General features: G+C 59.3%; 1 protein-coding gene and 1 pseudogene. Both read left to right on the forward strand.

The genetic code is table 11. The features are described from left to right. Positions 1 to 214 (forward strand): CaiF/GrlA family transcriptional regulator (locus tag HV477_RS28090; RefSeq protein ID WP_175065768.1); only part of this gene is annotated, 214 nt, incomplete at its 5' end. Then, a pseudogene (locus tag HV477_RS28095) lies at positions 198 to 469 on the forward strand (transcriptional regulator); the annotation flags it as partial. The gene HV477_RS28090 and the pseudogene HV477_RS28095, both read left to right, overlap by 17 nt.

Below are 469 nucleotides of genomic sequence, written 5' to 3' on the forward strand. Positions count from 1 at the left end.
TAAGGCACGACGCTATGAAATTTATGTTATCCGGGTTCTTGACGGTCCCGCTCCGTCCACGCGCCGTGAAAGGGCCGGACCGCCGCCGGTATCAAAACGCCGGGTCGGTAACGGTGACAGGTCGATGGCAAATGAACTGTGGAACCGGCTGTGCAGCAACAGAAACGCGGGAAAGATACTGAAAAAGAAGGGGACTGATGATGGCGGTATGTGACCAGCAGACGGGGGCCCGGCGGGTTATCGTCCACGGAGACTGCTGGCCGGTGGTGACCGCCGTGGCGCATCTGGCAGAATCAGCCCTGCCGGAGAGTGACTGTGACACTACGTACACTCTGCCAGCGCTGCTGAAGCAGCTGGGCCGGCAGCCGGAGACGACGCTGATACTGTGTCTGCGCCCGCGTGAGCATATTTTTCTGTTCTATGCCCTGAGGCAGGCGCTGTTGTTTCACCCTGTACTGGTTATCAGCGA

Source organism: Salmonella sp. SG203, from assembly GCF_013350575.1.
GTDB lineage: Bacteria > Pseudomonadota > Gammaproteobacteria > Enterobacterales > Enterobacteriaceae > Salmonella > Salmonella enterica.